The organism is Flavobacterium sp. IB48 (assembly GCF_016405855.1).
GTDB lineage: Bacteria > Bacteroidota > Bacteroidia > Flavobacteriales > Flavobacteriaceae > Flavobacterium > Flavobacterium ginsengisoli.
This window is the reverse complement of record NZ_JAEFCA010000002.1, coordinates 699,261-724,100: the sequence shown is the minus strand read 5'-3', so window position 1 is coordinate 724,100 and position 24,840 is coordinate 699,261. Positions and strand designations below refer to the sequence as shown.

General features: G+C 33.6%; 21 protein-coding genes. 16 read left to right on the top strand and 5 right to left on the bottom strand.

Going from position 1 to position 24,840, the window contains the following annotated elements; translation table 11 throughout:
- The first annotated feature begins 119 nt into the window (after nt 1-119).
- Nucleotides 120-1,118, top strand: a complete 999-nt coding sequence (locus tag JC605_RS10140; RefSeq protein ID WP_198856062.1) for a DUF2157 domain-containing protein — start codon at nt 120-122, stop codon at nt 1,116-1,118.
- Entirely contained in the window at nt 1,115-2,281 is a 1,167-nt protein-coding gene (locus tag JC605_RS10135; RefSeq protein ID WP_198856061.1) for a hypothetical protein, read from the top strand. Before JC605_RS10140 ends, JC605_RS10135 begins: the two co-directional genes overlap by 4 nt.
- Nucleotides 2,282-2,371: 90 nt before the next feature.
- Here the strand turns inward: JC605_RS10135 and ytxJ are convergent, their stop codons facing one another.
- Nucleotides 2,372-2,761, bottom strand: a complete 390-nt coding sequence (gene ytxJ, locus JC605_RS10130) for a bacillithiol system redox-active protein YtxJ (protein WP_198856060.1) — start codon at nt 2,759-2,761, stop codon at nt 2,372-2,374.
- Nucleotides 2,762-2,965: 204 nt separating this feature from the next.
- Between ytxJ and clpB the strand changes: the two genes are divergently transcribed.
- The 5 genes from clpB to JC605_RS10105 all read left to right on the top strand — a co-directional run bounded on the left by clpB (nt 2,966) and on the right by JC605_RS10105 (nt 9,279).
- Nucleotides 2,966-5,563, top strand: coding sequence for an ATP-dependent chaperone ClpB (clpB, locus tag JC605_RS10125; protein ID WP_198856059.1), 2,598 nt, complete (start codon nt 2,966-2,968; stop codon nt 5,561-5,563).
- A 396-nt stretch (nt 5,564-5,959) separates the two neighbouring features.
- Nucleotides 5,960-6,844 (top strand): DUF808 domain-containing protein, encoded by an 885-nt coding sequence (locus JC605_RS10120; RefSeq protein ID WP_198856058.1) that lies wholly within the window; start codon nt 5,960-5,962, stop codon nt 6,842-6,844.
- 316 nt (nt 6,845-7,160) lie between these two features.
- A complete protein-coding gene (locus JC605_RS10115) occupies nt 7,161-7,571 on the top strand; it encodes a hypothetical protein (protein ID WP_198856057.1) in 411 nt (136 codons plus the stop codon).
- Nucleotides 7,572-7,737: 166 nt separating this feature from the next.
- On the top strand, nt 7,738-8,151 hold the full coding sequence (locus tag JC605_RS10110; protein ID WP_198856056.1) for a hypothetical protein: 414 nt from the start codon (nt 7,738-7,740) through the stop codon (nt 8,149-8,151).
- A 237-nt stretch (nt 8,152-8,388) separates the two neighbouring features.
- On the top strand, nt 8,389-9,279 hold the full coding sequence (locus JC605_RS10105) for a carbon-nitrogen hydrolase (RefSeq protein ID WP_095927649.1): 891 nt from the start codon (nt 8,389-8,391) through the stop codon (nt 9,277-9,279).
- Between the two features lie 324 nt (nt 9,280-9,603).
- On the opposite strand, the gene JC605_RS10100 is transcribed toward JC605_RS10105, so the two are convergent.
- Complete coding sequence (locus JC605_RS10100; protein WP_198856055.1) at nt 9,604-10,863, bottom strand: OmpA family protein; 1,260 nt, start codon at nt 10,861-10,863, stop codon at nt 9,604-9,606.
- A 202-nt stretch (nt 10,864-11,065) separates the two neighbouring features.
- Complete coding sequence (locus JC605_RS10095; RefSeq protein WP_198856054.1) at nt 11,066-12,586, bottom strand: choice-of-anchor I family protein; 1,521 nt, start codon at nt 12,584-12,586, stop codon at nt 11,066-11,068.
- A 184-nt stretch (nt 12,587-12,770) separates the two neighbouring features.
- Here JC605_RS10095 and JC605_RS10090 point away from each other — a divergent pair, with 184 nt between their 5' ends.
- Together JC605_RS10090 and JC605_RS10085 are read left to right on the top strand one after the other, a co-directional pair.
- Nucleotides 12,771-13,811, top strand: a complete 1,041-nt coding sequence (locus JC605_RS10090; RefSeq protein WP_198856053.1) for an agmatine/peptidylarginine deiminase — start codon at nt 12,771-12,773, stop codon at nt 13,809-13,811.
- A 214-nt stretch (nt 13,812-14,025) separates the two neighbouring features.
- A complete protein-coding gene (locus tag JC605_RS10085; protein ID WP_198856052.1) occupies nt 14,026-15,210 on the top strand; it encodes an endonuclease/exonuclease/phosphatase family protein in 1,185 nt (394 codons plus the stop codon).
- Nucleotides 15,211-15,304: 94 nt separating this feature from the next.
- Here JC605_RS10085 and fahA read toward each other — a convergent pair whose 3' ends face one another.
- Entirely contained in the window at nt 15,305-16,588 is a 1,284-nt protein-coding gene (gene fahA / locus JC605_RS10080; RefSeq protein WP_198856051.1) for a fumarylacetoacetase, read from the bottom strand.
- Nucleotides 16,589-16,698: 110 nt separating this feature from the next.
- Between fahA and glyA the strand changes: the two genes are divergently transcribed.
- From glyA to JC605_RS10050, 6 genes are all read left to right on the top strand, one after another.
- Nucleotides 16,699-17,973 carry a serine hydroxymethyltransferase gene (gene glyA, locus JC605_RS10075; RefSeq protein WP_198856050.1) on the top strand — a complete coding sequence of 425 codons (1,275 nt, stop codon included), beginning with the start codon at nt 16,699-16,701 and terminating at the stop codon, nt 17,971-17,973.
- A 146-nt stretch (nt 17,974-18,119) separates the two neighbouring features.
- Entirely contained in the window at nt 18,120-18,713 is a 594-nt protein-coding gene (locus JC605_RS10070) for a tRNA-(ms[2]io[6]A)-hydroxylase (RefSeq protein ID WP_057122755.1), read from the top strand.
- A 219-nt stretch (nt 18,714-18,932) separates the two neighbouring features.
- Nucleotides 18,933-19,973: a GMP reductase gene (locus tag JC605_RS10065; RefSeq protein ID WP_198856049.1), complete on the top strand. Its 1,041-nt coding sequence runs from the start codon at nt 18,933-18,935 to the stop codon at nt 19,971-19,973.
- Nucleotides 19,974-19,975: 2 nt separating this feature from the next.
- Nucleotides 19,976-20,473 (top strand): GNAT family N-acetyltransferase, encoded by a 498-nt coding sequence (locus JC605_RS10060; RefSeq protein WP_198856048.1) that lies wholly within the window; start codon nt 19,976-19,978, stop codon nt 20,471-20,473.
- 108 nt (nt 20,474-20,581) lie between these two features.
- Complete coding sequence (locus JC605_RS10055; RefSeq protein ID WP_198856047.1) at nt 20,582-21,148, top strand: TetR/AcrR family transcriptional regulator; 567 nt, start codon at nt 20,582-20,584, stop codon at nt 21,146-21,148.
- A 39-nt stretch (nt 21,149-21,187) separates the two neighbouring features.
- Nucleotides 21,188-22,600: an MFS transporter gene (locus JC605_RS10050; protein WP_198856046.1), complete on the top strand. Its 1,413-nt coding sequence runs from the start codon at nt 21,188-21,190 to the stop codon at nt 22,598-22,600.
- A gap of 15 nt (nt 22,601-22,615) precedes the next feature.
- Here JC605_RS10050 and JC605_RS10045 read toward each other — a convergent pair whose 3' ends face one another.
- The gene (locus JC605_RS10045) at nt 22,616-23,194 is read right to left on the bottom strand and encodes a pentapeptide repeat-containing protein (protein ID WP_198856045.1); all 579 of its coding nucleotides are present in this window, start codon (nt 23,192-23,194) and stop codon (nt 22,616-22,618) included.
- 158 nt (nt 23,195-23,352) lie between these two features.
- On the opposite strand from JC605_RS10045, the gene aspA reads away from it, so the two are divergent.
- Nucleotides 23,353-24,762: an aspartate ammonia-lyase gene (gene aspA, locus JC605_RS10040; protein WP_198856044.1), complete on the top strand. Its 1,410-nt coding sequence runs from the start codon at nt 23,353-23,355 to the stop codon at nt 24,760-24,762.
- Nucleotides 24,763-24,840 lie beyond the last annotated feature (78 nt).

The window sequence follows — 24,840 nt, the reverse complement described above, 5'->3', positions numbered from 1 at the left end:
CTTAAAACCGATTTACAGATGTGAGTCGGTTTTTTTTGTTTTCAAAATATTGTTTTCAAATTTAAGAAAATTCGACCTAATTTATATAAATTTGAAAAAAGGTTATTTAAATTTAAGATATGAAGCAATTTGATGAACAGGCAACTCAAAGTCTCTTTGAGAAAAATCTAATTACTGAAAATCAGTTTCGGGAAATAAAAGAATATCGTGATCTTTCTATTTTTTCTTTGAATGCTGAATTGAAGCTTTTTCTTTATTTGTCGGTAATACTTTTTACTTCTGGTATTGGAATTTTGATTTACGAAAATATAGATTCAATAGGACACATCGCTATTTTATCATTGCTCTTAATTGTTATTGCAGTTTGCTTTTTTTATTGTTTCAAACATTCTAAAGGTTTTCAGAAAGAAGAAACAACTTTTGAGCATCCTGTTTTAGAATATCTGGTTTTAGCAGGAAATATTCTGACTTGTATTTTTATAGGATATCTTCAGTTTCAATATAAACCTTTTGGAGAACATTACGGATTGGCTACTTTGGTTCCAACAATAGTGAGTTTCTTTTGTGCTTATTATTTCGATAATAGAAGTGTTTTAACGATCGCAATTACTGGTTTAGCAGCTTATATCGGTCTTTCGGTAACGCCACAAGATTTATTAAAAAGCAATGATTTTTATGCAAGCCAAAATCTTAGTTATTCAGCTATTGCTCTAAGTGTGCTATTAATTTTATGGGTCGTTTATAGTCGTAGAATTTCTTTAAAAACACATTTTGGTTTAATTTTTCTAACATTTGCATTGCATATTGCCAGCATTGCTTCTATAGCTAACATGACCAGTTATGATACAATTGCTTGGATGTTGTTTACTTTAATTTTAGCTGGCTCAACATATTATTTTTATAAAGCAAGTTACGATTATAAGGCAATGTCATTGTATGTATTTATGATTGTTTATGCTTATATCGGAGCCAATATATTTTTGTTTAGGATTTTTGAAAACATTGATTTCTCTGATATTTGGGAATTGTTTGTTTTTCTTTTGCCAGCCTACTTCATTGGTTCAATCGTTCTTTTTATTAAACTAATTAAAAACTTCCACAAAGAAATTTCAGAATGATAGCTTACGATAAAAGAAAAATAGACAATGGAGCTTTAATTGATCAAGCAGATACATTGTACAAAGGCGGTTTTATTAGTAAAGACCAAAAAAAGTTTATAGAGAAAGAATTACCAGATTTAAAAAGCCAAAGCAATATTTTGGTTAGAATTGGATTCTTTTTGCTTGGCTGCTTTTTATATCTTTCAATTTGTGGGGTAATTACTCTAGTCGGTTTAAGCAGTGAACGTGTGTTTTTTGAAATATGCTGTTATATTTTTGCCGTAATCGGATTTGTTGGTATAGAATTACTGGCCAAGCAAGATTATCACAATCATGGACTCGATGATGCTTTTATTTTAGGAGCACTTTTAAACGTTGGAGCTGCAATTGCAATTACAACAGAAGGCTACGAAATTATTATAGCACTTTTTGTTTCTGCAGCTTCATTATTTATGTTCTTAAGATATTTGCATGTATTGTCAATGCTTGTTTTTTGTGTTGCTGTAAGTGCTTTTTTGTTTTTCGGAATGTTTGAATTTGGAGATATTGGAAAAGCTATTTTGCCATTTGTAGTAATGATTTTTGCTGGTATTTTTTATTTTATAACTAAAAAAATAATTGACCGTTTAGCTGAAAGTCACTATTACAATGGATTATTATTAGCAAATAGTTTTTGTTTAGTTCTCTTTTATCTTTCTTGTAATTATTTGGTTGTTAGAGAACTTTCTGCAGAGCTTTTAGGAGAAGAGGTAAAGCCAGGAACCGATATTCCGTTTGCATTTTTCTTTTATGCTTTCACTTTTGTAGTTCCGGTGTTTTATCTGGTTAAGGCTTTAAAAACAAAAGATAGAATAATGCTTTGGATTAGTTTTTTGGCCATTGCATTTTCAATTTATACCATTCGATTTTATCATTCAGTTTTGCCTGTGGAAGTTGCGCTTACACTTGGCGGATTGGTTTTATTTGCAATAGCTTATTTTTCAATTAAAAAACTGAAAGAAAAAGAAAGCGGTTTGACTTTTAAGCCAGATAGGATCAATCATTCAGATACACTTTTAAATGCTGAAGCCTTAGTTGTGGCTTCTACATTCGGAATAAAACCAGAGGTAAAACCGCAAGCTTCTCCAATGGAATTTGGAGACGGAGGTTTTAGTGGAGGAGGTTCCGGAGGAAGTTTTTAATATGGTAAAATTTAAAAAGTAAAATGTGAGAGGTAATGATTTGTATTTAAATATCTTACTTCTCACATTTTACATTTCATAAAAGTAAATTTACACTTTGCTTTTCAATGCTTCAGCATCAATATCACTGTGTGAAACATCGTAAACCGCTTTACCGTTTTTGATTAATATCAACTGAGGAGATTCGTGATAAACTCCAAATCTGCTTGCAATTTCGTTTGAAATATCTCTGTGTGCAATTAAGTCTAAAAAGTACGCGTCTACAACATTTTCAAGGTCATATTCTCTTTCAAATTGTTTTAAGGCCATTCGGCTAATGCTGCATCTTGTGCTATGTTTAAAAATTACAACTGGTTTTTCATTAGAAATAGCTTCTATTTCCATTAATTGAAGCATATCTGTTAATTCTGTCCAGTTTACTTTACTTTTTGATGCTTCTGAGTTCTCTGAACTTCCGAAGATTGAATTTAAAAAACTCATATTTGGCGTTATTTATGACTTTTTGACATGCTAAAACAAGAAAAACTTGATTTTAAATGTCATTTTGTCTGTTTTTTTACTGTGGAATATAATTTGTCTATTTCAATGCAAAGTTAAATTATTTTGAGTTAAAAACTTAGCTCAATAAATCGTAACTTTAATCCTATAATTTTCAAACAGTTAAATCAATCAAATCGAAAAAATATGAATATAAATAAGTTTACTATTAAATCGCAGGAAGCCATTCAGTTGTCGCAGCAATTAGCGCAACGAAATGGCCAGCAGCAAATTGAAAATGAACACATTTTCAAAGCTATTTTTGAAGTTGATGAAAACGTTGCACCATTTATTCTGAAAAAATTAAATGTAAATGTGCCGTTATTTTTACAGCTTTTAGATGCTACAATTCAGAGTTTTCCAAAAGTTTCAGGAGGTGATGTTATGCTTTCGAGAGATGCAAACAAAGCCTTGAATGAAGCAGAAATCATTGCACAAAAAATGAACGACGAATATGTTTCGATCGAACATTTAATTTTAGCCATTTTTGATTCAAAAAGTAAAGTTTCTCAGATCTTAAAAGATCAAGGGGTAACAGGAAAAGGTCTAAAAGCAGCAATAGAAGAATTACGTAAAGGCGAAAGAGTAACTTCGGCTTCTGCTGAAGAGACATATAATTCGTTAAATAAATATGCAAAAAATCTAAACGAATTAGCACGCACAGGAAAACTAGATCCAGTTATTGGCCGTGACGAAGAAATTCGTCGTGTGTTGCAAATTTTAACTCGTAGAACCAAAAACAACCCAATGCTTATTGGTGAGCCAGGTGTTGGTAAAACAGCTATTGCAGAAGGTTTAGCACATAGAATTGTGGATGGAGATGTTCCAGAAAACTTAAAAGAAAAGATCGTTTTCTCACTAGATATGGGAGCTTTGATTGCCGGAGCGAAGTATAAAGGAGAATTTGAGGAACGTTTAAAATCGGTTGTAAAAGAAGTTACATCAGCAGAAGGAGATATTGTTTTGTTTATTGACGAGATTCATACGCTTGTAGGAGCGGGTGGAGGTGAAGGCGCAATGGATGCAGCAAACATTTTGAAACCAGCTTTGGCTCGTGGAGAGTTGAGAGCAATAGGTGCTACAACTTTAGATGAATATCAAAAATATTTTGAAAAAGATAAAGCGCTTGAAAGACGTTTCCAAAAAGTGTTAATTGACGAACCAGATACAGAAAGTGCGGTTTCAATTCTTCGTGGAATTAAAGAGAAATATGAAACACACCATAAAGTTCAAATTAAGGACGAAGCAATTATTGCAGCAGTTGAACTTTCGCAAAGATATATTACGAATCGTTTCTTGCCAGATAAAGCGATTGACTTAATGGATGAAGCTGCTTCTAAACTACGTATGGAAATCAATTCAAAACCAGAAGAATTAGACGTTTTGGATCGTAAAATCATGCAGTTAGAAATTGAAATTGAAGCCATTAAGCGTGAAAAAGAAGAAAGCAAGCTTAAGATTTTAGGTATGGAATTGGCCAACTTGAAAGAAGAGCGAAACGAAATCTATGCAAAATGGAAACAAGAAAAAGATATTGTTGATGGAATTCAGGCTGTAAAACACGAAATAGAAGACTTCAAGTATGAAGCTGAACGTGCTGAGCGTGATGGTGATTATGGAAAGGTAGCCGAAATTCGTTATGGAAAAATAAAAGAAGCTCAAGAACGTCAGGAAACATTGCAAAAACAATTGCAAGAGTTTCAATCTGGAAACTCTTTAATTAAAGAAGAAGTAACTAGAGAAGACATTGCAGAAGTTGTGGCAAAATGGACAGGAATTCCTGTTACAAAAATGCTTCAAACAGAAAGAGAAAAACTATTGCATTTGGAAGATGAATTACACAAACGTGTAGTAGGTCAGGAAGAAGCGATAGAAGCAGTGAGTGATGCAGTACGTAGAAGTCGCGCTGGTTTACAGGATATGAAAAAACCTGTTGGAACATTCTTATTCTTAGGAACAACCGGAGTGGGTAAAACCGAATTGGCAAAAGCATTGGCCGAATATCTTTTTGATGATGAAAATGCAATGACACGTATCGATATGAGTGAGTACCAAGAACGTCACAGCGTGAGCCGTTTAGTGGGTGCACCTCCAGGATACGTAGGTTATGATGAAGGTGGACAATTGACAGAAGCTGTTCGTAGAAAACCATATTCTGTGATTTTGTTAGACGAGATCGAAAAAGCGCATCCAGATACCTTCAATATTTTATTGCAAGTTCTTGATGAAGGTCGTTTAACAGATAACAAAGGACGTTTGGCCGATTTCAAAAACACGATTATCATTATGACTTCTAATATGGGAAGCCAAATTATTCAGGAGAAATTCGAAAATCTAAAGGGCGGTGTTGAAGCAGCAACAGAAGCGGCTAAAAATGAAGTTTTAGGATTGTTGAAACAAACGGTTCGTCCAGAATTTATAAATCGTATTGACGAAATCGTAATGTTTACGCCGCTTACGGCAGATAACATCTCAAGAATCGTGAGCTTACAATTGAAGAGCGTTACCAAAATGTTGGCTCTGCAAGGCATTACAATGGATGCAACTCCAGAAGCTATTGCATACTTGTCAGACAAAGGTTATGATCCTCAGTTTGGTGCAAGACCAGTAAAACGAGTTGTTCAGAGAGAAGTTTTAAATCAATTGTCAAAAGAAATTTTGGCAGGAACCATAACAACAGATAGCATCATTTTATTGGATGCTTTCGATGGCAAGTTGGTTTTTAGAAACCAAACAGCTAATTAATTTTTTTCATGTTAATCTTAAAAAAGCATCAGTTTTTTACTGATGCTTTTTTTTTTTTGCCTAAAATTCTGAAACTTTTTAGCCATTTGATATAACAAGAAATTCGAAAAAAAGAACCAATTTTAAATTAATAAAAATCAGCAATTTATTAACTAAAACTAGAAATTATGAACAATATATTTAGAGGGTTATTAGCAGGATATGGCGCTAAAAAACTAGGAGGAGGCTGCTTCGGGACAATCATAGTTTTTATTATTTTATGGGTTCTTTTAGGACAGTGCAATTAAAGGCACATTACAGAAAATTACGAATAAAAACTCAAACTTTGATACGATATTATTGGGCAAATTAAGTCAAAATGTCTAGATTCGCATCACTAAAAATAAATTTAAAAAAATGGGTTCAGGTTTTTTCGCTCTATTAGATGATATCGCTGCAATTATGGATGATGTGGCAGTAATGAGTAAAGTTGCTGCAAAAAAAACAGCCGGAATTCTAGGCGATGATTTAGCAGTAAATGCCGAAAAAGCTTCAGGGTTTGCTTCATCTAGAGAGCTTCCAGTTTTATGGGCAATTAGTAAAGGTTCTTTATTAAATAAAATTATTATTCTTCCAATTGCGTTTTTGTTAAGCGCGTTTTTTCCAATTGCGATTATGGTAATTTTAGTATTAGGGGGATTGTTCTTAGCATACGAAGGAGCAGAAAAAATCTACGAATTTATAGTTCCTCACGGACACGAAGAATCTGAAGGAATAACTGATGAAGTGCTTACCGAAGAACAAATTTTGCTAGTTGAAAAAGAAAAAGTAAAATCGGCAATCGTAACTGATTTTATCCTTTCTGTAGAAATTGTGATCATTGCTCTTGGAACTGTAATAGGGAAACCATTAGTATCACAAATTATAACCGTTTCCATCATCGCTGTTATAGCAACAATTGGAGTTTACGGAATCGTAGCGATTATTGTGCGTATGGATGAAGTAGGTTTTAAAATGATTCAGAGTAGTAAAAAAGAAAAAAGCCTTTTAAAAAGTATTGGAAATGTATTAGTTCAAGCCCTTCCAAAAGTGATTAAAGCTTTAACCATAATTGGTACAATTGCTTTGATTATGGTTTCAGGCGGATTATTCGTTCATAATATTGAATTTTTTCATCACCTTCTACCAAATTTTCCTTCTATTATAAAAGAATTTGCAATTGGCCTTATCATAGGGTTTATTGTATTGGCGATAGTAAATCTTTTCAAAAAAATATTTAAAAAGAAAGAATCAGCAGTTTAAAAATTGCTTCCAATTAATAAAAAACATCAGTCGAAAGGCTGATGTTTTTTTTGTGGCAGAAGGTAATATTTTCAGATCAAGTTGAGTCCCGATAGCTTTTGAGATGTTCAAAAAATGATGCTGTTTCTATAAGAAGTAAACCAGAAATATTTATTTTATATAAGAAATATCGGTAAATCTTGACTTTTTTTTACATGAATAAGATGTTGATTTATAGTTGTTTAGTGTTTTGGTGAAATTTTTAACATTTTTCTTAAAGCAACCATTGCAACCTTGTTCCGTCTTCATAGTAATTAACAATTAATTATTATTTTATATGAAAAGTTTTAGATTAAAATCAGTTTTAGTAGTATTATTTTTATCAATTGCATTTGTTTCATGCAGTAATGACGATGACAACAAAACACCAGCTCCTACATCAAAAGCTGCTTTAGTAACCGAAATTAAAGGTCCAGCAACAGGTAAAGTAAATGATGAATTAAGCTACGATGTGACGTATGTAGTAGACAACGCTTGCGCAGAATTTGATAAAATCTCAGAAGTAACAATTGGGTCTGTAAAAGGTTTACAAGTAATTGCAAAATACCCTTCACAAGTTTGCACGCAACAAGTGCCAGAACCAAAAAAGACTGTATACAAATTTAAGTCTGCTGCAAAAGGAACTTTTGAAATTAAATTTAAAAAATCGGAAACAGAATTCCTTACTCAAAAAGTAGTGATAGACTAACAACAAGCTTAGTTGATATTTTTTTAGGTTGAAAGCCATTTTGCTAAGATTACTTTTAATCAATGCAAAATGGCTTTTTTTTGACAAACTAAAATTATTTTGCATTATTTCAAGCAACCTTTGTAATTTAGCACCATCTACATAATAAAACAATTAATTTACTTATATGAGAATTTTTAGATTACAATCAGTTTTGGCAGTGCTATTTTTAGCTGTTTCTTTGGTTGCTTGCAGTAGCGATGATGATAAGAAAGAAACACCGCAAACTATTTCAAAAGCTGCAGATGTTACTGCTATTTCAGGTCCATCTACAGGAAAAGTAGGGGTTGATATTAATTTTGAAATTTCTTTTATAGCTGAGAACGCTTGTGGGCAGTTTGATAGAATTAGTGATATATCTATTGGTAAAGAGAGCGGATTTCAAATAGAGGTTAAATATCCGAAGGAAACTTGTGCTAATCAAACGCCAACTGCACTGCATACTGTTTATACATTTTCACCGCAGTCAAAAGGAACTTTCGAAATTAAATTCAAAAAATCAGAAACAGAATTCTTGGTTAAAACATTAGTTATCCAGTAACGGTTTTAAACAATATAATCTTAAATTAAGCCATTTTTCATAGATTTTAAATCGATGAAAAGTGGCTTTTTCGATTTTATAAAAATGAAGTTGCAGAAGAACAAATAGAATGAGAATGTTAGTTTACAGTTAGAAGAATTCGCTAACGTGAAATGATCTTTAATTTAATATTAGACCGATTTGCAAACTTTGACATTCCTTTAAAATTTACTACTTTTGCACTCTAAATTTTATGTCATGGCGAAAAGAAAGTATAAAATATCGGTTATTCAGTTAAATCTGAATGATGTTGCCGAAAATAATCTTAAAAAATGTATCAGTTGGGTAAGAGATGCTGCAAGTCAAGGTGCAGAAGTTATCTTACTGCCTGAATTATATAGCAGTCATTATTTTTGTCAAAGTGAAGATGTGGATAATTTTGCATTAGCAGAGCCATTGTACAGCACTTCATTTATTGCATTCAGCGAATTGGCAAAAGAATTAGGAGTAGTAATTATTGTTCCTTTCTTTGAGAAAAGAATGGCTGGAATCTATCATAATAGTGCTTACATTATTGATACTGATGGAACTGAAGCTGGTTTATATCGTAAAATGCATATTCCAGACGATCCACATTTCTATGAGAAATTCTATTTCACACCAGGAGATTTAGGTTTCCAGGCTATTGAAACTAAAAAAGGAACTGTTGGAACTTTAATTTGCTGGGATCAATGGTATCCAGAAGCAGCTCGTATTACAGCTCTTAAAGGTGCTGAGGTTTTATTTTACCCAACAGCAATCGGATGGCATCCTAAAGAAAAAGAACAATACGGAGAAAACCAATATGGCGCTTGGATGAATGTTATGAAAGGTCATGCAGTTGCTAATGGCGTTTTCGTAGCGGCAGCTAACCGAATTGGTTTAGAAAAATATCTTGAAGGAACAGAAGGAATTCAGTTCTGGGGAGCTTCTTTTATTGCTGGACCGCAAGGAGAAATTTTGGCTCAAGCTTCTCACGATAAAGAAGAAATCTTAATTGCTGAGGTTGATTTAGATTTACAAGAAAATGTTCGTCAAAACTGGCCATTCTTCAGAGATAGAAGAATTGATGCTTTTGGAGACATTACAAAAAGAGCAATTGATAAATAATTAGGTTTATCTAAAATATAAAAAAGGACAAAATATACATTTTGTCCTTTTTTTTGTAAGCTTCGGAGAAGCGAAATATTTATAGCACCTCAATAAAACAAAATGAAAAAGCTCCAGCGGAGCGACATGTATTAGATTGTAAAAGAACATTTCGCTCCGCTGGAGCTTTATATCGTAAACGTATATTATTTGCTATAAATATTTCGCTTCTCCGAAGCTTTAAATAAGTATTCAAAATCTAATTTTTTTAAAACACTGTTTTATAATAAAAAGGAGCTATTTCGTATTGAAATAGCTCCTTTTTTGCTTTTAGCTTTATATAAATTACTTCACTTGGAAAGTAACTCTTCTCACGATCTGACGTGCCTCTTTAGAATTTTTGTTAACAGAAGTATCTTCTCCGTTAGCAATTACATTCAATCTTGAAGCATCAATTCCTGCATTTACAGCCACTTTTTTAACAGCTTCAGCTCTTTTTCTTGATAGCTCAACATTGTAGTTTGAGTTTCCAATTTCGTCAGCATATCCAATAATATCTGCTGATTTTCCAGGATTGTTTTTCAAATATTTCACTAAGAAATCTACACCAGATAAAGAAGCGTTTGTAGGTTTAGACGAGTTGAAATCGAAATAAACATTTACATAACCACCGTTAATTAATTCTTCAACAGTATTGTTTGTAGCTGTTCCAGCGCCTTTTTTCTCGTAAGTTTTATCCAAATAGCTTTCTAGCTCATCTGGCACACCATTTTGATTATTATCAATAGATTGCCCTTTTGTATTAACAGCAACTCCAGCAATAGAGTTTGGTTCTAAATCGTATAAATCAGCAACTCCATCTTTGTCTGAATCGATAAGACCAGTTTCGATTAAGTCCACTCTTTTTTCCAATTCGCCAATTCTATCTTCTTCACCAACCCAGTCAGCATGTTTCTGGTTTTTTCCTAAGTAGAACGTTAAACCAACAGAAGCATTCAGTAAAATACCGTCAAAAGAACCAGTTGTTGTGTTTCCCATTCCGTCAAAGTTCCAGTTTTGTCTTCCGTTTATAATTCCAGTAAGATCTCCTGTTAAAGCTACTCGGTCACTTAATCTAATTTGTCCAGTTAAACCAGCAATTCCGTGAGCCATGTAATCTTGACCTCCAAATCCTGTTTCAGTGCTAATTTGAGAAACTCCAAAACCTCCATGTGCTAAAAGACCAATTGTGTTTGTCCAAGTTTCAAAATTTAATGCACGTCCAACATTGATAACCCCTTGTAAACTTGCTCTAACATAGCGGCTTTCAAAATCTGGAGTATCTTTTTTCTCTTTAAATTGGTCGTAACCAACATCTAATTTCAAACCAAATTTTGGATTAAACATATATCTTACTCCTAGATCACCGTGAAAAAAGTTTAATGATTCAGTAGTATAACCTGGAGTCATAGCTCTTGTTGGTTTGTTAACACCACCATTAAGTTCAATCGACCATTTGTTGTATTCTTGCTCTACATTAGGTTTTGTAGAAGTCGTAGCCATATTTTGTGCGCCTGCCGCAAAAGATAGTAATAATAGAGAGGCTGATACTAATTTCTTTTTCATGATATCAAAAATTAAATTGTTTTTATTTTAAACTCATGAACAAAATTAGAAGTCGAATCTTAGAATGTGTTGTATATACTCTTACATAATTCCCATCTTTTGGCTTTTAATTATGTAAATCCGTTAAAATTAGTCTAATAGAAAGCAAAAAAAAAGGACAAAATTCACATTTTGTCCTTTTGCTATCCTGAAAAAATATTAATTATTTCAAATCTGGCTGATAAATTTTAACAGTTCCATCACCTTCGCTGCTTACTACTAATAAACTTCTTTTTGTTGGGCTCTTTGAAGCTGGAATAAATAATAAACCTTCTGGAGCATCTCCTGTTTTTACTGTTTGTAAATATTGTGGAGAAGTTGGGTTTGTTGCATCATAAACCATAAAAGCATCAGATCTTTCTAAACCAACAAATAAAATATTTTGATTTCCCATTTTAGCTACAACCACAGCTTCTGGCTCAGAACCTTTGTCATCGCTTCTTTTGTCATCGTATGTGCCAATTTCATTTGTTTTTTTGTCAACATCATTTTTACTGTCAAAAACGATTTTTCCAGTGTTTCCATTCCAAATAGAAAATGATCTACCTCCAAAACTTACCATTTCGTCCAAATCTCCATCTCCGTCAGTATCTCCCATATCAGCAACAAGGTTTAATCTTCCCATGTTAGCATCTAATTTTAAAGTAGCAGCATCTGGAAAAGCCGTTGCATCAAGTGTCATGTTTTTCATACGCTTTACATCAGTGTAAGCAGTATATTCTCTTGCATCACCTTCATTAGCGGTTACAAAATAAGGAACATTGTTTACAGTATAATGGCTGATGGCGTCTGGCATATAAAGACCTTTTACTTTCCATGGATTGAATGCAATTTTATTGTCGCTATCGCTAACATCAATTGCATTTTCAGCAGTATTGTAATCTTTTAAACCTAAAGGGTAAATTGCTGTAATAGTTTTAGAAGTTAAATCGACCTTTGCAACACCATTATTTTCTTGTAAAGTTACCCAAGCCGTTTTAGAATCGTCAGAAATGGTGATGTATTCTGGCTCGATATCTTGAGCGAAACTAGTTTTAGCAAATTTTGAAATTCTAAATCCGTCTTTTTTCAGTGCTTCTGCCTGACCTGCAAACGAACTAAAATCTAAAGTTGTTACATTATAAGTACTAGTTTCAATGATCGAAATTGTTCCGTTTGGATCTTGCGAATAATCAGTATTTGGCTCACCTTCGTTAGCGGTCATGATGTATTTTCCATCAGGAGAAAAAGTAATCATATCGGGCAATGCACCAACTGTAACTTGCTTAATTAAGCTATAATCTGAAGTGTTGAAAATAACTACTTTACCGTTTCCTTGTTTGTTTACTGTAGATTCTAAAGCTACAGCAAGTTTTCCGTCAAAAACAGAAACGCTGTTTGCTGCGCCTTCATATGTAGCCAAATTAATTTGTCCTATTTTAAGAGGTTTTGTCGGATCAGAGATGTCGATAACATCAATTTGATTTACATCGCTGTTATTTACGGTAAAAAGTCTTTTTGTTTTTTCGCAGTAAGCCGAGATTTCTGCAGCGGCTTCTCCGCCAATTGTAATAGAACCAATTTCTTTAAAAGTTCCAGGATTTTCATTTGCACCAACTTCGGGAGTGCTGTTTGAATTTTCGTCATTGTTACAGCTTGCCAATATAAAAAGGGCAGCCAATAATGAGATTGATAAATTTTTCATGTGTTAGTTTTTAGTTTTGGCAAAAGTAATTCTGAGCCTTCTGTTAAATATTAAGTAGGTATTATTTAATCTTTAACTTAATTTTTGCAAGATATTTTTTGTGAAATTAGAGATGATTTTTGCTCAGTTGTTTTAAAATCCTAACGAATGCTTATCTTTGCACTTTCTAAATTAGAACGTATTTATGTCAACAAATAATAGAAGATTTCCAGCAGAATGGGAAAAACAGCAAGGAATTGTATTGTGTTTTCCGCATAATGGCAACGATTGGCCAGGAAAATATGAAGCTGTTCAATGGGCTTTTGTAGAGTTTATTAAAAAAGTAGCGACTTTTGAAACTGTTTTTTTGGTGGTTGCCGATGAAAAACTAAAAGAAAAAGTTGCTGATATGCTTGAAAGAGCTCGCGTTAATACTGAAAACGTTTCTTATATTGTTCATAAAACAAACAGAAGCTGGATGCGCGATTCAGGACCAATTATTGTAAAAAATGGTTCAAAAAGAGAAGCGTTAAACTTCAACTTTAATGGATGGGCAAAATATAAAAACTACCAATTAGACAAATTCGTTCCGGGTAAAGTGGCAGATTTTATTGATGTTCCTTTAACTCAAGTAATGTACAAAGGAAAACCAGTAATTGTAGAAGGTGGAGCGATTGATGTAAACGGAAAAGGAACTTTATTGACTTCTGAAGAGTGTTTGATGCACCCAACAATTCAAGTAAGAAATCCTGGTTTTACAAAAGAAGATTATGAAGCTGTTTTTAAAGAGTATCTTGGAGTTACAAACGTAATTTGGCTTGGAGACGGGATAGAAGGAGATGATACGCACGGACATATCGACGATTTATGCCGATTTGTGAATGAAGATACAATTGTAACGATTGTAGAAACAGATAAAAACGATTCAAACTACAAACCTTTACAGGATAATTTGAAACGTCTGCAAAATGCAAAACTAGAAAACGGAAAATCGCCAGTTATTGTAGCATTACCAATGCCAAAACGTGTTGATTTTGAAGATTTAAGATTGCCGGCAAGTTATGCTAATTTCTTAATCTTGAATAATTGCGTTTTAGTACCAACATTCAACGATAGCAACGACCGAGTTGCTTTAAACATATTAGCAGAATGTTTTCCAGATCGTGAAGTAATCGGTATTAGCTGTATCGATTTTATCTGGGGATTCGGAACTTTACATTGTTTAAGTCAGCAGATTCCTGCATAAAAATAGTAGTCGCAGATTATAAAATAATCGTTTTGATTTTTTTAATCTGTGATAAAATTATCAGATATACAGAGACTTTCTTGTATTATTTAAGCTGTCACCAAAAGTGGCAGCTTTTTTTTGTTGTATATTTAACAGACAGATTTGCCATGTGTCCCAACATCCTTCTTATATTCGTATGTTCAATAATGCAGAAATGCAGATTTAATTTTATATGAAGAAAATATTTTTTATCCTTTCCGTGCTTTCTTCCGGAGCTCTTTTTTCACAGTCCGATTCACAAGACAAACATGAACTTACCTTTGCTACCTACAATGTAAGTATGGAATCTGATAATTATTCTCCCAAAGGTGCAATGGGAAAATCGGAGCAGATGTTAATTAATCAACTTAGTTCAGGGCATAATGCTCAAATCAGAAATATTGCCCAGATTATTCAGACCGTTAGACCAGACGTAATTTTGCTGAACGAGTTTGATTATATTAAAGATCCTGAACTTGGCGTAAAGGCATTTATAAAAAATTATTTGAATGTGAGCCAAGGCGGAGCAGCAGCCATCGATTATCCTTACTACTATTATTCGACAGTGAATACTGGCCAGCCAAGCCCTTATGATTTGAACAATGACGGAAAGTTGAGTAATTCAGGAAATGATGCATGGGCATTTGGTATGTATCCTGGGCAATATGGGATGATGCTTTTGTCTAAATATCCTATTGATGTTAATGCAATTCGTACTTTTCAACATTTTAAATGGAAAGATATGCCAGAAGCATTAATTACCAAAAAAGCAGATGGATCGGATTGGTATAGCAAGAAAGCATGGAAAGAATTTCCATTATCTTCAAAATCTCACTGGGATGTTCCTGTAGAAATTGGTAATAAAACAGTTCATGTTCTAGTTAGTCATCCAACTCCTCCCACTTTTGATGGTGCTGAAGACCGCAATGGGAAAAGAAATCACGATGAAATCAGATTCTGGAGAGATTATATTTCAGACAATTTGGCTTCGTATATTTATGATGATAAAGGTTTAAAAGGCGGATTGCCTCCAAATTCTCGATTTGTCATAATGGGCGATCAAAACGCTTCGCCAGTTGAAGGAGATGCTATTAGAGAAGGCATAAAGTCTTTAGTAGAGAGTCCGAAAATTAATAGCGACTTTACGCCTGCTAGTAAAGGTGGTGCTGAGTTTAGTCCTGAAAATCCTTTTGGAATTAATCATACCGCTTTTTGGAGAATGCGTGCAGATTATGTATTGCCATCGAGACTTGGTTTTAAGATTGTTAAAAGTGGTGTGTTCTGGCCTGCAAAGGGTGAGCCAATGTCAGAATTAGTCGAAAAACGAGAGTCAAGCTCTGATCATCGTTTGGTTTGGGTAAAAGTAATTTTAGAATAAGTAACTTTTTCTTTCATTTAATAAAAGCATAAAAAAACCTTGGCTATGGACCAAGGTTTTTTATTTTTTATATCTCTTCAGATTGATCTGCTCTTCATTGTCTTGTAAAAGGAGGTAATAATTGACTTGAAACTTCTCCAAATCCAATTCTTACTTCTTTATTTTCACAGAAACCACGAATAATTACAGTATCATTATCCTCAATAAATTTGCGTTCGCTTCCGTCTTTTAATTTAAGCGGATTTTTTCCACCCCAAGTTAATTCTAGCATAGAACCAAAACTATCTGGAGTTGGACCAGAAATTGTTCCAGAACCCATCATGTCACCAGAATTCACGCGACATCCGTTTGATGTATGGTGTGTCAATTGCTGAGCCATAGACCAATACATATATTTGAAATTAGATGTTGAAATCACAGTTTCTTCCTGATCTTCTGGTTGTAAAGAAACTTCTAAATGAATATCAAAAGCCTTTTTTCCTTTTGTCTGTAAATAAGGAAGTGGTGAAGGATCTTGTTTTGGTCCCTTAGTTCTAAAAGGTTCCAAAGCATCCATAGTTACAATCCAAGGTGAAATTGAAGTAGCAAAGTTTTTTGCTAAGAATGGTCCAAGAGGCACATATTCCCATTTTTGCATATCGCGCGCACTCCAGTCATTTAGTAAAACCATTCCGAAAATATAATCTTCAGCTTCGTAAGTTGAAATATTTTCTCCCATTACATTAACGTCTGTTGTAATGAAAGCCGTTTCCAATTCAAAATCTACTAAACGCGAAGCACCAAAAACAGGTGTGTCATGACCAGCTGGTAAAGTTTGTCCCATTGGTCTGTGAACCGGAATTCCAGATGGTACAATTGTAGAGCTTCTTCCATGATATCCAACTGGAATATGAAGCCAGTTTGGCAGTAATGCATTTTCTGGGTCACGGAACATTTTACCTACATTTGTAGCATGTTCTCTACTTGAATAAAAGTCAGTATAATCACCAATTAAAACTGGTAATTGCATCTCTACATCTTCGATCTTAAATATAACAATATCGCGGTGTTTTGTTGAATCTCTTAGCTGAGGATTAGTTTCGTCGAATATCTCTGCGATACGATTTCTAACTAAACGCCATGTTTTTTTTCCGTCAGAAATAAAATCATTTAGCGTATCCTGCATAAACATATCATCAGTTAATTCTATTCCCTCAAAATAGTTTAATTGCTGTAAAGCCCCTAAATCTATGGCGTAATCGCCAATTCTAGTTCCTACAGTAACGACATTTTCTTTCGTAAGAAATACACCAAAAGGAATATTCTGAATAGGGAAGTCGCTATTTTCTGGTACTTCTAACCATGATTTTCTACTGGTATCGTTGGCGGTTATTGGCATGTTTTAATGTTAATTATTTGTTGAAAAATTACATGTCAAATATATCATAATCTAGCAGTTTGACAAACGTTTTTTTGTATTTTTGCGTGAAATTAACGAAAAACAAAAAAATGCAACGCGACGAACAAATTTTTGATCTTATCCAAGAGGAGAAAGAAAGACAAATTCACGGATTAGAGCTTATTGCTTCTGAGAATTTTGTAAGTGATGAAGTAATGGCAGCAGCAGGGTCTGTTTTAACGAATAAATATGCAGAGGGTTATCCTGGTAAAAGATACTACGGCGGTTGCGAAGTAGTTGACGTTATTGAGCAAATTGCAATTGACAGAGCTAAAGAATTATTTGGCGCTGAATATGCAAACGTACAGCCTCACTCAGGTTCTCAGGCAAACACATCGGTTTACCATGCTTGTTTAAATCCTGGAGATACTATTTTAGGTTTCGATTTATCTCATGGAGGTCACTTAACTCACGGTTCTCCTGTAAATTTCTCTGGACGTTTATACCGTCCGGTATTCTACGGTGTAGATGCTGAAACTGGTCGTTTAGATTATGATAAAATTCAAGAAATTGCAACTAAAGAACAGCCAAAATTAATCATCGCTGGAGCTTCGGCTTATTCTCGTGATATGGATTTTGCTCGTTTCAGACAAATTGCTGACAGCGTAGGAGCAATTTTATTTGCTGATATTTCTCACCCAGCAGGTCTTATTGCAAAAGGACTAATGAATGATCCAATTCCACATTGCCATATTGTTTCTACAACAACTCATAAAACATTAAGAGGACCACGTGGAGGTCTTATTTTAATGGGTAAAGATTTCCCAAATCCACAAGGATTAACAACTCCAAAAGGAGAAATCAGAATGATGTCTTCTTTATTAGATTTAGCTGTTTTCCCTGGAAATCAAGGTGGACCTTTAATGCACATTATCGCTGCTAAAGCAGTTGCTTTTGGTGAAGCATTAAAAGATGATTTCTTTACTTATGCAATGCAATTAAAAAAGAATGCAAATGCAATGGCTGATGCTTTCGTAAAAAGAGGTTACAACATTATCTCTGGAGGAACAGACAACCACATGATGCTTATTGACTTAAGAAACAAAGGTATTTCTGGAAAAGAAGCTGAAAATGCATTAGTAAAAGCTGAAATTACAGTAAACAAAAACATGGTTCCTTTTGACGATAAATCTCCATTTATCACTTCTGGAATTCGTGTTGGAACAGCTGCAATCACAACTCGTGGTTTAGTTGAAAAAGATATGGAAACTATTGTAGCGCTTATCGATAAAGTATTAACTAATCATACAAATGAGGATGTTATCGAAGAAGTTGCTGAAGAAGTAAACGAATTAATGAGCGAAAGACCAATTTTTGCATATTAAAAATTAGTCAAAAGTCATAAAGTCGAAGGTCGAAAGTCTAAAAATGGAAGTAAATTTCTATATTTAGTTTTTGATCTTCGATTTTTCTTTTAAAGTTTTCCAAAGACTTTATGACTTTCAACTTTCAAACTTTAAGACTTAAAAAAATGGGCGTATTAAGATTACAATTGCCAACCGACCCAAGATGGGTAAATATTGTTGAGAAGAACATTGAAGAAATCTTAACAGATCACGCTTGGTGCGAGCAGAAAGCGGCAACAAATGCGATTACAATTATCACAAACAATTCTGAGCATCAAGATTTAGTGAAAGATTTATTGGCTTTAGCCAAAGAAGAAATCGATCATTTTGAGCAAGTTCACAACATTATTATCAAAAGAGGATTAAAATTAGGTCGTGAGCGTAAAGATGATTACGTAAACGAACTGTATCAATACATGAAAAGAAGCGGTGACGGAAGCCGTGTTTCTGGTCTTGTAGAACGATTACTATTTTCTGCAATGATCGAGGCTAGAAGCTGTGAACGTTTTAAAGTACTTTCAGAAAATATTAAAGACGAAGAATTGGCGCTTTTCTATAGAGAATTAATGGAAAGCGAAGCAGGGCATTACACCACTTTTATTACTTACGCTCGTAAATATGGTACAGGAATAGACGTTGAAAAACGTTGGAGAGAATGGCTGGCTTTTGAAGAGTCAATTATTACTAATTACGGAAAAGGAGAAACAATTCACGGATAGTTTTTTTTGTTTCAAGTTTCAGGTTTCAGGTTTTGTCAGGCTGAGCGAAGTCGAAGCCCACGCAAAGTAGATTTCAGTTTCAAAAAAACGTTTAATCAGCGTTTTAGCAAAAGCGAATCAATTTCTGAATTGTTCAAAAGTTCAAGTTTTTGTTAATCTAAAATCTAAAGTCTACAATCTAAAATTCCTTACATTTGAGAGTAACCAAAATCTCGAATTATGAGAATAGAAATGGACTTAAAACTGGGTTTTAAAGACGTAATGTTTAGACCTAAAAGATCAACGCTAAGAAGCAGATCTGAAGTTTCCCTAGAACAAAATTTCAAGTTTTTACACAGTACTTCAAATTGGACAGGAATTCCAATTATGGCAGCCAATATGGATACTGTGGGAACTTTAGAAATTGCAAAGGTTTTGGCAAAAGAAAAGCTTTTTACAGCAATCCATAAACATTACACTTTAGAAGAGTGGAATGATTTCTTAAAAAATGTAACTCCAGATTTCTACGATTATATTGCTGTAAGCACTGGAACGGGAAAAGAAGACTTTGAGAAGATTGAAAAAATAATTGCAGAAAATCCGTTACTGAAATTTATTTGTATTGATGTTGCTAACGGCTATTCAGAACATTTTGTTCAGTTTTTAAAGAAAACCCGTAAACAATATCCAGACAAAATAATTATCGCTGGAAATGTGGTGACAGGAGAAATGACTGAAGAGTTGCTTTTAGCTGGAGCAGACATTGTAAAAGTCGGAATTGGACCAGGTTCTGTTTGTACAACTCGTGTTAAAACAGGTGTTGGTTATCCGCAGTTATCGGCTATTATTGAATGTGCCGATGCAGCTCATGGTTTAGGTGGTCATATTATCAGTGATGGTGGCTGTTCTACTCCGGGCGATGTTGCTAAAGCTTTTGGTGCAGGAGCCGATTTTGTAATGTTGGGAGGAATGCTCGCGGGACACACAGAAAGCGGCGGTGAACTAATAGAAGTCAAAGGAGAAAAATTCAAACAGTTTTACGGAATGAGCTCGAAAACTGCAATGGAGAAGCATTCTGGCGGAGTTGCAGAGTACAGAGCAAGCGAAGGAAAAACAGTTCAAGTTCCGTTTAAAGGAGATGTGATTCATACTGTTTTAGATATTTTAGGTGGAATAAGAAGCACATGCACTTATGTTGGCGCTTCAAGATTAAAAGAATTGACTAAACGAACGACTTTTATCCGCGTAAGCGAACAAGAAAATCAAGTTTTTACTAAATAAATATGATTAAAATTACAGAAGCATTTGTTGAAGATATTGCTAAAATTCAAGAAATCGCACATATAACATGGCCTATTACTTATGGCGAAATTCTAACTGCGGAACAATTAGAGTACATGTTAAATCTAATTTATTCTAATGAAGCATTATCAAAGCAAATTCAGAATAAAGAACAGTTGTTTTATTTAATTTCAGATTCAGAATCGGTTATTGGTTTTATCGGAATTGAACACAATTATAAAGGAGAAGCTATTACTAAAATCCATAAAATTTATCTTATGCCAGAAACACAAGGGAAAGGTTATGGCAAAATAGTTTTTGAAGAAATTGGAAAAATGGCTTTGGAAAGTAACTCAACCGAACTTTTATTGAACGTAAATCGCTTTAATACCGCTTTAAATTTCTATAAAAAACTTGGTTTCGAAATTAAAGAAACCGTTGATATCGAAATAGGAAATGGATATTTGATGGAAGATTACGTAATGGGAAAAGGTTTGTAGTTAATTTATATTAACGAATTTTAAAATCACGGCTTTTGTGATTTTTTTTATTTTGAAATAAATAGATAACTCTATCTATTTTTGTTTTATCTTTGGCAAAAAGAAAAAATGAAACAGAAAAGCAGTGTAAAAGAACGAATACTCGATACAGCATCCCGTCTGTTTTATCATCAGGGATTTAATAGCACAGGAATTAATCAGATTATTGCTGAGGCAGATATTGCAATTGGTTCGCTTTACAAACACTATGAGTCTAAAAGTGATTTGTTGTATCATTATCTTGAACAGCAGGAAACAGAATATTTTGCCAATCTCAATGACTATTTAAAAGACGAGAAACCTCCCTTAAAAAAACTTCTAAAATTAATAGATTACCGTATTAAACTTCAGGAAGAATCAAATTTTTCTGGATGCCATTTCATAAAAATAAATGCTGAAATAGGTAGAGAAGATAAAAAAATAGAACAGTTTGTTCAGGCACATAAAGAGCGCCAGCGTGAGTATATTAATGGATTAGTTGATGAAATTAGTACAGTAAAAACGCTTTTAATAGAAAAAAAAGCACTGCAAAACAGTATTTTTTTGATGATTGAAGGAGCTGTAGTTTCGGCAGGTATAAACGGAAATACGAATGATCTAAAAACCGTAAAAAAAAGTATAAATCAGTTTTTCTGATTTTTTTTAACCAAAAATAGATAGACTGTTCTATATATTATGAAAAATAAAAAATACATTTCGCTCCTTATATTGCTGCTTGCACATTTGCTTACTATTTTGGATATATTTATTGTAAACGTTGCTATTCCATCAATTCAGCGTGGGCTTGGTTCAAGTAATGGAAAAATTCAGTTAGTTGTAGCTATGTATATGGTTGGGTTTGCTTCTTTTTTGATAATTGGCGGAAAAATGGGAGATTATTTTGGAAGAAAAAAAATCTTTATTCTAGGACTGTTTTTGTTTATGGTCACTTCTGCGGGATGCGGGTTTGCTGCCACTACAAATCAGCTTATTGCTTTGAGGTTTTTTCAAGGTATAAGTGCAAGCTTAATGGCGCCACAAGTTCTATCTTATATTCAAATTCTCTTTGTCAGTCATAAGGAACGCACTTATGCAATGGGCTGGTACGGAATTGCAATTGGAATTGGTACAATGCTGGGGCAGTTTTTAGGAGGTTTTCTTGTAGAACTCCAACCATTTTTAATCGATAAATCATGGAGGTATATATTCCTTATCAATATTCCTATTTGTATAATAACGATTTTTCTAGCCATTCGTTATCTCAATCAATCCAGAGACAATTCTTCTTTACAAATGGATTATTGGAGCGCAGTTATATTATGCATAGGGCTTGCTTTACTAGTTTTTTCGATGGCTGTGGGATTAGAACAAAAAGATTTGGTTGCAATTACGCTGACAATTTCTATAGTATTTCTGATAGGTTTTATGTTTAGACAGATCAAAAGAAAATTAAAGAAAAAAGAGCCATTATTGAATATGGAGCTTTTTACACACAAGAATTTCAATATTGCGGTTTCGGCTTCTGCTCTTTTTATGCTAATGCTCGATGCTTATTTTTTTGTATTAGCAATTTTTCTGCAAGACGGTATTAGACTTTCTCCTATGCAAGCAGGATATTTTATTGTATTTCAAGGATGCGGTTTTATTTTAGCATCATTTTTTGCGGCTAGATTGGTGCTTCAGTATGGTAAAAATGTATTGATTTTTGGAGTGTTGCTTCTTATGTTTTCTCTTATTTTTCAGCTGGTCCTTTTTTATTATCAATCAATCGATTACAAGGGATATTTTGTCATGTTTTTGCACGGTATTGGTGTAGCCTTGGTTCTGCCTTCATTTGCTAATATTGCGCTGAAAGATTTACCCCAAAACAGGATTGGAAATGCATCAGGAGTTTATTCTACATTGCAGCAATTGTTTGGTGCATTGGGCATTACCTTAACAGGAGGTGTATTTTACTATTTTGCAAAAGGAAAAACAGATTATATAGATTTCTATAATGCTTTTTTCTATGGCACATTAATTCATTTGCTTTGCTTAACAAGTGTATTGCTTATTTTATTCCTGTTGCCCAATTCTGTTCTTCCCGCAAAAACAGAAAAAGAATATTGAAAAAAACGATTATAACTAATTCACAATCACATCATGCGCAAACAATAATCCCTTCACTTCCTTCAAAGAAAAAATGGCTTTCTTCACTTTAGTTTTAGAAGGATCAATAGTATAATTATAACTGGTTTTAAAATCGGCTTTGTTGGCAATGGCTTTGTTGAATTCAGAACGATATAAGTCACAATTATCGAAAATTACGCTGGTTAAATCTGCGGCCATAAAATCTACTGCAATTAAACTGCAATTGGTAAACGGAGTTCCTTTCAATTTTAAAGTATAAAACTTAGAAAAATCGAGAACACAATCATTAAAATGAACTTCAAAAATTAGTTTATCACACATAGCGAAATTCACTTCTTTAATTTTGCATCGATTAAAAGTAACGGTTCTCAATGCCACATAATTGATTTTTGCTTCGCTGAAAATGCAGTCATTAAAAACGCAATCAATGAAAGTAACGGCTAAAAACGTGCATGCAGAAAAGTTACAATTGTTAAAAACGCAAGATTCAAAGTCTTTAAAATTCAAATCGTCTTTGGCGTAAACAATCGTATTGTATTCTTTATCAAGAAAATATTCGCTTTCTTTTTTCAATTCTTTTTCAATAATTATTTGAGGTTGAAAAGTTAATAATTTGCTATAGAATTTTCGATGAAAATCGGAATCATTTTGAAATTATTAACGACTTTAGAATAAAAAATTAATGTAGCTTTACACTTATTTTTTAAGTTAAAACAGATCAATTTTATTATATGGAATCAACAAGAAAAGAGCATGATTTTCTAGGAGAATTAGAAATTCCAAATCATTTATACTACGGAATCCAAACTTTTAGAGCTGTAGAGAATTTCAACATTACAGGAATTCCGATTTCAAAAGAGCCTTTATTCATCAAAGCTTTAGGATATGTAAAAAAGGCTGCTGCTTTAGCCAATAAAGACTGTGGCGCAATTGATTCTAAAATTGCCGAAGCAATCTGTTACGGAAGCGATCAGGTTATTGCTGGCAAATTTGATCAGGAATTTGTAAGCGATTTAATTCAGGGCGGAGCAGGAACTTCTGTAAACATGAACGCCAATGAAGTAATTGCCAATATTGGACTAGAATATTTAGGTCATAAAAAAGGAGAGTACAATTTTCTTCATCCAAACAATCATGTAAACTGTTCTCAATCGACAAATGATGCTTATCCATCGGCTTTTAGAATTGCTTTGTATTTGAAAATGGAAAGCTTTATTAAAACTTTTGCTGGTTTAGAAGTCGCATTTGCTAAAAAAGGAGAGGAGTTTAAAGAAGTCCTAAAAATGGGAAGAACGCAATTGCAAGATGCGGTTCCGATGACTTTAGGACAGGAATTTAAAGCTTACGCTACAACAATCGGAGAAGACATTCAGCGTTTAAAAAATGCTCAGGAATTGTTGTTAGAAATCAATATGGGAGCAACAGCCATTGGAACAAAAGTAAATGCTCCAGAAGGTTATCCGGAAATCTGCGTAAAATATCTGGCAGATGAGGTGGGAATTCCGCTGACACTTTCACCAGATTTAATCGAAGCAACGGTCGATACAGGAGCTTATGTGCAGATTATGGGAACTTTAAAACGTTCTGCAGTTAAGATTTCTAAAATCTGCAACGATTTACGTTTATTAAGCTCGGGGCCAAGAACAGGTTTTAATGAAATTAATCTTCCAGCACGTCAGCCAGGTTCATCTATTATGCCAGGAAAGGTAAATCCGGTAATTCCAGAAGTGGTAAATCAGACTTGTTTTTATGTAATTGGTCAGGATTTAACGGTTACAATGGCGGCAGAAGCGGGACAATTGCAATTAAATGTAATGGAACCTGTAATTGCTTTCGCAATGTTTACTTCGTTGGATTATCTTTCAAATGCGATTCAGACTTTAATCGATAAATGTATTAACGGAATTACAGCAAACGTAGATCATTGCTATAATATGGTAATGAACAGTATTGGAATTGTAACGCAATTAAACCCAATTTTAGGTTACGAAGAAAGTGCTAGTATTGCTGGAGAAGCTTTAAAAACAGGTAAAAGTGTGCATCAAGTTGCAGTTTTAGAAAGAAAGCTGATTACACAAGAAAAATGGGACGAAATTTATTCTCTAGAGAATCTGATTCATCCAAAATTTATCACAAAATAAGGATTCCCATAAAAAATATAATAGCAAGCCGTCATTTATCTGACGGCTTTTTTTATTTTAATTTTATTGGATTGTAAG

Excerpts from the sequence above, each read along its gene's own strand:
- JC605_RS10085 (WP_198856052.1), top strand. The coding sequence starts at position 14,026 with ATGAAGAAAATATTTTTTATCCTTTCCGTGCTTTCTTCCGGAGCTCTT.
- clpB (WP_198856059.1), top strand. The coding sequence starts at position 2,966 with ATGAATATAAATAAGTTTACTATTAAATCGCAGGAAGCCATTCAGTTG.
- JC605_RS10050 (WP_198856046.1), top strand. The coding sequence starts at position 21,188 with ATGAAAAATAAAAAATACATTTCGCTCCTTATATTGCTGCTTGCACAT.
- JC605_RS10090 (WP_198856053.1), top strand. The coding sequence starts at position 12,771 with ATGTCAACAAATAATAGAAGATTTCCAGCAGAATGGGAAAAACAGCAA.
- JC605_RS10135 (WP_198856061.1), top strand. The coding sequence starts at position 1,115 with ATGATAGCTTACGATAAAAGAAAAATAGACAATGGAGCTTTAATTGAT.
- ytxJ (WP_198856060.1), bottom strand. The coding sequence starts at position 2,761 with ATGAGTTTTTTAAATTCAATCTTCGGAAGTTCAGAGAACTCAGAAGCA.
- JC605_RS10140 (WP_198856062.1), top strand. The coding sequence starts at position 120 with ATGAAGCAATTTGATGAACAGGCAACTCAAAGTCTCTTTGAGAAAAAT.
- JC605_RS10065 (WP_198856049.1), top strand. The coding sequence starts at position 18,933 with ATGAGAATAGAAATGGACTTAAAACTGGGTTTTAAAGACGTAATGTTT.
- JC605_RS10110 (WP_198856056.1), top strand. The coding sequence starts at position 7,738 with ATGAGAATTTTTAGATTACAATCAGTTTTGGCAGTGCTATTTTTAGCT.
- JC605_RS10060 (WP_198856048.1), top strand. The coding sequence starts at position 19,976 with ATGATTAAAATTACAGAAGCATTTGTTGAAGATATTGCTAAAATTCAA.
- JC605_RS10120 (WP_198856058.1), top strand. The coding sequence starts at position 5,960 with ATGGGTTCAGGTTTTTTCGCTCTATTAGATGATATCGCTGCAATTATG.
- JC605_RS10095 (WP_198856054.1), bottom strand. The coding sequence starts at position 12,586 with ATGAAAAATTTATCAATCTCATTATTGGCTGCCCTTTTTATATTGGCA.
- JC605_RS10115 (WP_198856057.1), top strand. The coding sequence starts at position 7,161 with ATGAAAAGTTTTAGATTAAAATCAGTTTTAGTAGTATTATTTTTATCA.
- aspA (WP_198856044.1), top strand. The coding sequence starts at position 23,353 with ATGGAATCAACAAGAAAAGAGCATGATTTTCTAGGAGAATTAGAAATT.
- JC605_RS10100 (WP_198856055.1), bottom strand. The coding sequence starts at position 10,863 with ATGAAAAAGAAATTAGTATCAGCCTCTCTATTATTACTATCTTTTGCG.
- glyA (WP_198856050.1), top strand. The coding sequence starts at position 16,699 with ATGCAACGCGACGAACAAATTTTTGATCTTATCCAAGAGGAGAAAGAA.
- fahA (WP_198856051.1), bottom strand. The coding sequence starts at position 16,588 with ATGCCAATAACCGCCAACGATACCAGTAGAAAATCATGGTTAGAAGTA.
- JC605_RS10070 (WP_057122755.1), top strand. The coding sequence starts at position 18,120 with ATGGGCGTATTAAGATTACAATTGCCAACCGACCCAAGATGGGTAAAT.
- JC605_RS10105 (WP_095927649.1), top strand. The coding sequence starts at position 8,389 with ATGGCGAAAAGAAAGTATAAAATATCGGTTATTCAGTTAAATCTGAAT.
- JC605_RS10055 (WP_198856047.1), top strand. The coding sequence starts at position 20,582 with ATGAAACAGAAAAGCAGTGTAAAAGAACGAATACTCGATACAGCATCC.